Below are 9,525 nucleotides of genomic sequence, written 5' to 3'. Positions count from 1 at the left end.
ACGGCGACATAGCCACGCAAATGGCATGTCTCCGATAGACTACGAAAAGCAGTATTTCATGAAGCTCGGAGCAGTCTAGGGAAGCCGGGGCGATTCATTCATTGGGCCAAACAGCTCCCAGACTGGGGGCAAGCATGAGTAGAAGTAAATTCAAAGGCAACAAAGACAAATGCGAAACTGGCGCATTTATCCGCCTGCCTCACAACGTAATGGAAAGCAAAGCATACCTTGCAAGCTCGCCACACGCCCGAATGCTCTTGCTTGAATTGGCTGTGCAATACAAAGGCCATAACAATGGCGATTTATCTGGGGCATGGTCACTAATGCAAAGGCGAGGTTTTCGCAGCAAAGGCACGCTAACCAAGGCCAAGCGAGAGCTGATGCACACAGGGCTGATAGTTGAAACAAGAATGGGCAAGCGCCCGAACAAGGCCAGCCTGTACGCGCTTACATGGCTGGCGCTGGATGAACAACCTAAGTTTGACATCACAACCAAGGACTATCAGCGTGGCCTCTACAAGCTCTATAAACCAAACACGGAGAAACAAATGCTTAGTACGCCTACTGACCCGAACGACTCACCATAGGAACAGCTGCTGCACTAGGGATTGCGGGCCTAGTACGCCCGCAGTTCCTATCAACACTATTCCCAAGATAACCCTAGATCTACTGATGAACAGCTATATAGAAAAACCATCTGCTTTTGCTCAAGATGGGTTGAAAAACTAAAAAATCAATCTACAACATCAACGATTTTTTTACTGCAATAGTCTGGCCGCAGGCTCTCGAACACAGTAGGGATCTGAGGAAATCTCGCATCTCGTTCTGTCTCTACGTCACTAAGCGCCGAGTTATGTGTCGCATAAAATCTTTTAAAACCAACGTATGCGCCATACGAGTTTTTCGCATTAACCTCGCCACACAAAAACAGAAGCCCGCCAGCGGTTTTCGAAACGAACATTCCTCTATAAACAGCAGAGGCAGGGTCTTTAAATGAGCGTGTCAGCATTTTTTGAGCAAACGAGACAAACTCTTCTGGCTTACCACTCTCGACCCCCTCTCTGAACCTCGCTCTTTGCTCCAAACCAGCAAGATCGGCAGTAGAGAGTGCTTTTCCACTAACAATTTCAAGCAAAGAGACAGTGCGGGCCTGCCGATCCACAAGGCAAACAGTAGGAGCTTTCCCTTCGAGCGGAGGCCATGTGACGGCCATTGCATCATCTGTGGACCTCGTCATTTCTTCACTTGCTAATTCATGCCTTGGCTTTAGTTCTGGGAGCAGTCGCTCACAAAACGATGCAGCCTCAGGTAGCTGTAATGCCTTAGGCGCCTGACTCACCGCGGCCTTCGCGGGAGTGGGCGTAGCAGACACTTCTGATTTGATGCACTCAAGCCTTTGCTTTGAGTTTTTAATCTTGTTGCAGGACTCAATCCGGGAGTCCAACGACTGGGCATACAAAGACGAAGAACACATCAAACCTATAATCGCAAAAATAAAATTCAGCCGCACAAGACCCCCTAACAACCCTAGCATTGATAACAAAACAGGCACCAGACTTTCTTGTCGCTCACAAGGACGTGGCTGGACCACAGACGCATTCCAAAGGCATACCACAAATAGTACCAAAATATCGTCACCCCACATGGAGCAAGCAAGATGCAGCCGGGGGTAACTTTGGGGGTAACAACCCTAAACCAAAAAACACAAAGCCATTCGCGGCAAGGCCTTTGGCCGATTTATCGGTAGTCCCCGCCCACCATCAAGCATTGCAGACAAGCCGGCGCATGCCGGCTTTTTTGTGTCTACCTCCTGTCCGGAACCATCCCCATGATTACAGTCCATCACCTTGAGATGTCCCGCTCCCAACGCGTTCTGTGGCTGCTGGAAGAGCTCGGATTGCCTTACGAACTGATCATTCATGCGCGCGACCCGGCCACTCGACTCGCTCCGCCGGAACTGCGCAAAATTCATCCGCTGGGTAAATCGCCAGTCATCCAGGACGACGACCTGGTCATAGCGGAGTCCGGGGCTATCCTCGAGTACCTGGCTGAAGTTCATGGCGTGCAGGCAAAGGCCGAACTTGCCGGGCTAGAGCCGAAACGCGGTAGCGCAGCCGCTCGGGAATGCCGCTTCTGGATGCATTACGCCGAAGGCTCATTGATGAACTGGCTGGTCATGAAACTGGTGTTCACCACCATCCCACGCCAGCCCATGCCCTTCTTCGTTCGCCCGATCGCGCGTGGCCTATGCAACAAGGTAATTGAAAAACTGATCGAACCGAACCTTGAGCGTGCGACCGCCTTCATTGATGAGCACTTGGCCAGCCACACCTGGTTCGCGGGCGAAGCCATCAGCCTCGCAGACTTCCAGATGTGTTTTGCGCTCGAAGCCCTGAGCTCGCGCAGCACGACAGCCCGCCATGCGCCGCACATCAAGGCCTGGCTAGAGCGTGTGCATGCCCGCCCGGCCTACCAGCGGGCCATCGAGAAAGGCGGCCCGGTGCTGCCGCAAGCCTGAACCGGAAGATCCGGAAAGAAGTCCGCTCGCCAGGAGCGCAGAAAGCAAAGACCACAGCCGGCTTCTGCATGAATGGCTCTGCGCTTCAACAGGGCTCACGCATGGCCCCAAAGTTCAAAGCGTGAGCCGGTATAATCGCGGGCTTCCCCCGAATTTCCCCCAGGTATTCCTCGATGGAACTCGCCAAGAGCTTTGAACCCGCCGATATCGAATCGCGCTGGTACCCGCAATGGGAAAAGTCCGGCTACTTCGCCGCCGGCGCCGACACCAGCAAGCCCGCTGACCAGTCGTTCTGCATCCTGCTGCCGCCGCCGAACGTGACCGGCACGCTGCACATGGGTCATGGTTTCAACCAGACCATCATGGATGCGCTCACCCGCTACCACCGCATGAGCGGCGCCAACACGCTGTGGCAGCCGGGCACCGACCACGCCGGCATCGCCACGCAGATCGTGGTGGAGCGCCAGCTCGACGCGCAAGGCATCAGCCGCCACGATCTGGGCCGCGAGAAGTTCCTCGAAAAGGTGTGGGAGTGGAAGGAATACTCCGGCAACACCATCACGCGCCAGATGCGCCGCCTCGGCACCTCGCCGGACTGGTCGCGCGAGCGCTTCACGATGGACTCGGGCCTCTCCAAAACCGTCACCGAAACCTTCGTGCGCCTCTACAACGAAGGCCTGATCTACCGCGGCAAGCGCCTGGTGAACTGGGATCCGGTGCTGGGCACGGCAGTGTCTGACCTCGAAGTGGTTTCCGAGGAGGAAGATGGCTTCCTGTGGCACCTGAATTACCCGCTGGCCGACGGCTCGGGTCATCTGACGGTGGCCACGACCCGCCCGGAAACCATGCTCGGCGACACCGCCGTGATGGTTCATCCGGAAGACGAGCGCTACAAGCACCTGATCGGCCAGATGATCCGCCTGCCTCTCTCCTCGATGAGCGGCGACGTGATGGACGCCAAGCAGTGGCGCGAGATCCCGATCATTGCCGACGACTACGTCGACAAGGAATTCGGCACCGGCTGCGTGAAGGTGACCCCGGCGCATGACTTCAACGACTATGCCGTCGGCCAACGTCACCACCTGCCGATGATCTCGGTGCTCTCGCTGGACGCCAAGATCAACGACAACGCCCCGGCCAAGTACCACGGGCTGGACCGCTTCGAGGCGCGCAAGCAGATCGTCGCCGACTTCGAGACGCTGGGACTGCTCGGCGAGATCAAGCCGCACAAGCTGCAGGTGCCGCGTGGCGACCGCACCAACGTGGTCATCGAGCCGATGCTCACCGACCAGTGGTTCGTTGCCGTGAACAAGCCCGGCCCAGATGGCAAGAGCATCGGCCAGAAGGCGCTGGAAGTGGTCGAATCGGGCGAAGTGAAGTTCGTGCCCGAGAACTGGGTGAATACCTATTACTCGTGGATGCGCAACCTGCAGGACTGGTGCATCTCGCGCCAGCTCTGGTGGGGCCACCAGATTCCCGCATGGCATGGCACGGACGGCCGCGTGTGGGTTGCCCACGACGAAGCCGAAGCCAAGGCACTCGCCGCCAAGGATGGCTACAGCGGTGATCTGACGCGCGACAACGACGTGCTCGACACCTGGTACTCCTCCGCCCTGTGGCCTTTCAGCACCCTGGACTGGACCCCGGAATGGCCGGAGAAATCCAACCCGGCGATGGACCTCTACCTGCCGTCTTCGGTGCTGGTCACCGGCTTCGACATCATCTTCTTCTGGGTCGCCCGGATGATCATGATGACCAAGCACCTGACCAACAAGATTCCGTTCAAGCACGTCTATGTGCACGGCCTGATCCGCGACGCGGAAGGCCAGAAGATGAGCAAATCGAAGGGCAATGTGCTAGACCCGATCGACCTGATCGATGGCATCGATCTGGAGGCGCTGGTCGCCAAACGCACCACCGGCCTGATGAACCCGAAGCAGGCCGCGCAGATCGAGAAGAAGACGCGCAAGGAATATCCGGAAGGCATTCCCGCCTTCGGCACCGACGCGCTGCGCTTCACCTTCGCCTCGCTCGCCTCGCTGGGCCGCGACATCAAGTTCGACATGCAGCGCTGCGAGGGCTATCGCAACTTCTGCAATAAGCTGTGGAACGCCACCCGCTTCGTGCTGATGAACTGCGAAGGCAAGGACTGCGGGCTGGACAACCACAAAGTTAGCGAATGCGATGGGGCTTACCTGCGCTTCTCGTTTGCCGACCGCTGGATGACCAGCCGCCTGCAGCGTGCCGAAGCCGAGATGGCGCAGAACTTCGCCGACTACCGCCTCGACATGGCCGCGCGCACGATCTACGAGCTGGTATGGGACGAGTACTGCGACTGGTATCTGGAACTCGCCAAGGTGCAGCTGCAGACTGGCGACGAAGCTACCCAACGCGGCACCCGCCGCACCCTGGTGCGCGTGCTCGAAACCATCCTGCGCCTCGCCCACCCGCTGATCCCCTTCATCACCGAAGAGCTGTGGCAAACCGTCAGCGTCATTTCAGGCCGCAAGACCAGCGACTTCATCGGCGCCGCGCAGTATCCGACCTGCGCCCCGGAGCGCATCGACGAAGCCAGCGAAGCCAAGGTCGCCGAGCTGAAGGCCCTGATCAACGCCTGCCGCAGCCTGCGCGCCGAGATGAATCTCTCGGGCCAGCGCGTGCCGCTGCTGGTGGCCGGCGACGAAGCCACAGTGAAGGCCTACGCACCCTATCTGGCTGCGATTGCCAAGCTGTCGGAAGTCACTGCCGTCGGCGCCGAGCTGCCGCAATCCCCGGCCCCGGTGCAGGTGGTCGGCGATTTCCGCCTGATGCTCAAGATCGAGATCGACGTGGATGCCGAGCGCGCCCGCATCGGCAAGGAAGTCGCCAAGATCGAGGCTGAGGTCGGCAAGCTCGAAGTGAAGCTCGGCAACGAAGGCTTTGTCGCCCGTGCACCGGCTGCGGTGGTCGAGCAGGAGAAGAAGCGCCTCGCCGACATGAGCGCCACGCTGGCGAAACTCAAGGAGCAACTCGCCCGCCTGGGTTAAGACCTGCCCGAAAGGACAAAGGCCCTGCCGCGCAAGCGGCGGGGCCTTTTTTCTGCGCCACCGTCCGCCCACAGCCGATCAAGAAGCCGTCGCACCCGCCGTTAAGCCTTGCATTGCCGCCATCCGCGGCCCTTTGCACGCCCCCCGCCATGCCCAAGCTGCCTCCCGCGCGACTGCTGATCCCGCTTGCAAGCTTCATGGTCGCCGCCGCCCTCAGCATCTGGGCCTGGCAAGGTCTGCGCACGATGGAGTCTGCCCGCCAGGAAGCAGACTTCCAGCGCCTGGCCGAGCAATACGCGGCCACCCTGCAACACAGCGTCGATGCTGTGCTGAGCAGAGTGCAGGCCTTGCAGCAGTTTCACGCAGCAGCGGGCAGCTTCAGTCCGGAGAGCTTTAAGCGCTTCGTTGAGCGCGGCCCTCTTGATCACCGCATCGCCGCATTTCAGTGGGCGCCCCGGATCAGTGGCGCCAGCCGCACCGCCTTCGAAGCCAGCGCGCGCAGTGCAGGCCTCAAGGGCTATGCCATCCGCGAGTTCCAGGGCAGTTCGATTGGCGACGCCGGCCCGCGCGCCGAATATTTCCCGACCTTCCTGATCGTCCCCATGGCAGGCAACAGCGCCGCGCTGGGGCTGGATCTGGCCTCCGAGCTCAATCGCCGGGCCACCCTGGAACGCGCCCGCGATGAAGGGGAGATCGTGGTTTCAGCCCCGATCGAGCTGGTACAGGGCGGCAAGGGACTACTGCTGATGGCCCCTTGCTTCGAACCCGGTTTCTCGACCCAGAGTATCGAATCGCGCCAGCTGCACTTCCAGGGCATCGTGCAGGCGGTGATCCGGGTCGAGGATCTGGTCAGTGGCACTCTGGCAACCCTTCCGCCTGGGGCCGACGTGCTGCTCTCTGACAGCCTGCTCGCTGGCGAGGCCGGGCTGCTCTATCAGCACCATGCCCACACCAAAGGACAGGACCCCAATCATGACTCGCAATGGATTCAGCAGAGCCCGCTGCGTGCACAGCGTCTGCTGACCCTGGCCGGCCATGAGTTCGAATTGCTGGTGGTCCCCACCCCGGAGTATATGGACGCCACGCCACGGTCTTTCTCTGCATTCGTGCTGCTTGGCGGACTGCTCCTGAGCCTGCTTGGCAGCGCACTGGTCAGCAGCCTGCTGCAACGCAAGAACAAGGTCGAACTGGAGGTGCTGTTGCGCACCCAAGCCCTGCAGGACGCCCTGCATCATCTCGGGCGCAGCGAAGAGCTGCACCGAGCGGTGTTCGAGCAATTGCGCATTCCCATGCTGGTGACCGATCTGGAGTCCGGTCGGATCGTGGATGCCAATCTGCAGGCGGCCAGCTTCTATGGCAGCAGCCGGGAGGCCCTGCGCCGCATGCATATCGCGGACATCAACGCCCTGCCCGCGCAAGAGGTTCAGCGTGCCATGCAGGAGGTGGCCGAGGGCAAGCGCAACCTGTTCCAGGTTCCGCACCGCCTGGCCAGCGGAGAGATCCGCCAGGTCGAAGTGCACAGCACGCCGGTCATGGTGGATGGGCATTGCATGCTCTATTCGGTAATCGCCGACATCACCGAGCGCAAGCGCAACGAAGCCTTGATCCGCCTGCAAAGCATGGCCGTGGATTCAGCCGCGAATGCCATTGTGATCACCAATCGCGAAGGCATCATCGAGCGGGTCAACCGTGCGTTCACCCGCATCACCGGCTACGCCCCGGAAGAAGCGATCGGCCGCAAACCCGGCTACCTGATCGGCTCCAGCGAGCACCCGCCGGAGTTTTTCACGGCGATGTGGGAGACCCTGCTTGCCGGCAAGATATGGAGCGGAGAGCTGATCAACCGGCGCAAGGACGGCTCGCTGTACACCGAAGAGCAGACCATTGCCCCGGTCTGGGACGAAGATGGCCAGATCAGCCATTTCGTGGCCATCAAGCAGGACGTGACGGCTGCCCACAACCAGGCCCGCGAGCTCGCGCGCGAACGTCGGCGCTTGGCCGACATCATCCGTGGCACCCATGCCGGCACCTGGGAATGGTCGGTGCAGACCGGCGAAGCTCTTTTCAACGACCGTTGGGCCGAGATCGCGGGCTATACGCTGGACGAACTCGCTCCCGTCGACATCAATACCTGGCGGCGCCTCGTTCATCCGGACGATCTACTGCTGGCCGGTCAGCAACTTGAACGCCATTTCAGGCACGAGGCCGACTATTACGAAGCGGAAATCCGCATGCAGCATAAGGCCGGATACTGGGTCTGGGTGCTGGCATGCGGCAGCGTCAGCCAGTGGCGCGAAGACGGCCAGCCATTGCTCATATCCGGTACGCATCAGGACATTACCGAACGCAAGCTCGCCGAGGCAGCGCTGCTTGACGCCAAGCGCAGCGCCGAAGCCGCCAGCTTGGCCAAGAGCCGTTTTCTCGCCACCATGAGTCACGAAATCCGCACCCCGCTCAATGGCATTCTCGGTATGGCCCAGATGCTGCTGCAGCCCGGCCTGACGGAGACCGAACAGCGCAATTTCGCCCGCACGCTCTACAACTCCGGCCAGACCCTGCTAGCACTGCTCAATGACATCCTGGACCTCTCCAAGGTAGAGGCCGGCAAGCTGGAACTCGCCAGCAGCGGCTTTTCAGCCGCCCAGGTGCTCGACGAAATCCGCGCCCTGTTTGCCGAATCCGCCTCTCAAAAGGGTCTGAAATTGATTGCCGAATGGCGGGGAGACGCCAAGCAACATTACCGGGGAGACCCGATCCGGCTTCGCCAGATGCTCTCCAATCTGCTCGGCAACGCGCTCAAATTCACCGCTCACGGCCAGATCATGGTGTACGCCGAAGAGCTCAGCCGAGACAAGGGTTCCGCCATGCTGCGTTTTTCGGTCAGGGACAGCGGCATCGGCATCCCCCAGGAAAAACTCGCCCTGCTCTTCAAACCCTTCTCGCAGGTGGATGACTCCGACACACGCAAGTACGGCGGCACCGGCCTCGGGCTCTCCATCGTACGCAGTCTGGCCGAACTAATGCAGGGCGAAGTCGGGGTTGAAAGCACGGAGGGGCAAGGCTCCACTTTCTGGTTCCGAGTCCAGGTCAGCCTGCAGCGCGAGGCCGATGAAAGGCGCCGGACTTCACGCGAAACACCTCCCGGCCAAACCGGCCCGGAGCCTCTCGAGTCACGTATGGACGACCGACGCGTACTTGTGGTGGAAGATAACTCGACCAACCTGAAGGTCGTCACCGCCATGCTGGCCACCCTGGGCGTGGCGCCCGAGCACGCCGGCAACGGCCGCGAAGCCTGCGACATGGCCTGCGGCGGCCAAGCTTTCGATCTCATCCTGATGGACTGCCAGATGCCGGTCATGGACGGCTTCGAAGCCGCGCGTCAGATCCGGGCCTATGAACAGAACCAAGGCCTCGCCCCGGTTCCCATCATCGCCACCACCGCCGGCGCGTTTTCGGAAGACCAGCTGCAATGCATCGAAGCGGGAATGTCTGACTTCATCGCCAAACCGCTTGATTACGCAAAGCTGGTCGACATGCTCAAGAAATGGCTGCCCACAGAAGCGCCCGCAACGACTGCCGACGCCCCCCCTGGCCCGCCCGCGCCTGAGGCCACGCCGACGCTTGCCTGCTTCGACGCCACCGATCTGCTACGCCGCCTTGGCAACGACCACACGATTGCCAGCATCGCCGCCCAGGCCTTCATCGAGGATTACGCAAGCCTGATCGAAGCCTTCAAGCGCGCCCTGGCCGAAGGGCAGCTCAATGACGCTCGCCGCCACGCCCACTCCCTCAAAGGCGCGGCAGCCAACACCTCCGGCCTCGCCCTGACCGCCCTCGCCCGTGAGCTCGAACTGGCATGCAAAGAAGAGCGCGCAACAGATGCGCTCGCAGCCCTGCCCGCCCTCGAGGCCGAGGCCACGCGCTTCAGTGCTGCCTTACAGGCCTTTCTCGCGCAGGCCTGAAGCTCCGGCACCAGGCCGC

Annotated in this window: 5 protein-coding genes; 4 read left to right on the top strand and 1 reads right to left on the bottom strand. The window is 60.7% G+C overall.

Annotated elements, in window-relative coordinates; genetic code table 11:
* The first annotated feature begins 134 nt into the window (after positions 1–134).
* Positions 135–587, top strand: coding sequence for a hypothetical protein (locus C0V76_RS18450; protein WP_143707470.1), 453 nt, complete (start codon positions 135–137; stop codon positions 585–587).
* 146 nt (positions 588–733) lie between these two features.
* Here C0V76_RS18450 and C0V76_RS19725 read toward each other — a convergent pair whose 3' ends face one another.
* Positions 734–1,552 (bottom strand): hypothetical protein, encoded by an 819-nt coding sequence (locus tag C0V76_RS19725; RefSeq protein WP_143707469.1) that lies wholly within the window; start codon positions 1,550–1,552, stop codon positions 734–736.
* 276 nt (positions 1,553–1,828) lie between these two features.
* On the opposite strand from C0V76_RS19725, the gene C0V76_RS18445 reads away from it, so the two are divergent.
* From C0V76_RS18445 to C0V76_RS18435, 3 genes are all read left to right on the top strand, one after another.
* Positions 1,829–2,518 (top strand): glutathione S-transferase family protein, encoded by a 690-nt coding sequence (locus C0V76_RS18445; protein ID WP_101944371.1) that lies wholly within the window; start codon positions 1,829–1,831, stop codon positions 2,516–2,518.
* Between the two features lie 173 nt (positions 2,519–2,691).
* Entirely contained in the window at positions 2,692–5,544 is a 2,853-nt protein-coding gene (locus C0V76_RS18440) for a valine--tRNA ligase (protein WP_101944370.1), read from the top strand.
* A 149-nt stretch (positions 5,545–5,693) separates the two neighbouring features.
* Complete coding sequence (locus tag C0V76_RS18435) at positions 5,694–9,506, top strand: PAS domain S-box protein (protein WP_101944369.1); 3,813 nt, start codon at positions 5,694–5,696, stop codon at positions 9,504–9,506.
* Positions 9,507–9,525 lie beyond the last annotated feature (19 nt).

The sequence above is a fragment of the Uliginosibacterium sp. TH139 genome, assembly GCF_002855595.1.
In the GTDB taxonomy this organism is placed as follows: Bacteria; Pseudomonadota; Gammaproteobacteria; order Burkholderiales; family Rhodocyclaceae; genus Uliginosibacterium; species Uliginosibacterium aquaticum.
The sequence above is the reverse complement of the archived record's forward strand: the minus strand, read 5'-3'. Positions and strand labels throughout refer to the sequence as shown.